Here is a 279-nt window from a genome sequence, read left to right as displayed (position 1 = left end):
GTCCTGTCGCGCCGCCGGCCGGCGACCCGATCGCGGGCGCCCCGCCCGCCGCCGACGATCCAGTGCAGTTCGCGGCCGGCGCGCTGGAGTATGACTCCGAAGGCGATATCGTCACCGCCCGGGGCGACGTGCGGATGATCCGCCAGGGGCAACGGCTGCGCGCCGATCAGGTGGTCTGGACCCGCAAGACGGGCAAGGTCGTGGCGACCGGCGACATCGCCGTCACCAATCCGCAGGGCGACATCGCGTACGGCGACCGCATCGACCTGACCGACACGC

Annotated in this window: 1 pseudogene; it reads left to right on the top strand. The window is 72.8% G+C overall.

The window, feature by feature from the left end:
• A pseudogene (locus tag AC0CH8_RS18865) lies at positions 1–279 on the top strand (LPS-assembly protein LptD); the annotation flags it as partial.

It is taken from the genome of Sphingomonas sp. AC435 (assembly GCF_979253005.1).
The sequence above is the reverse complement of the archived record's forward strand: the minus strand, read 5'-3'. Positions and strand labels throughout refer to the sequence as shown.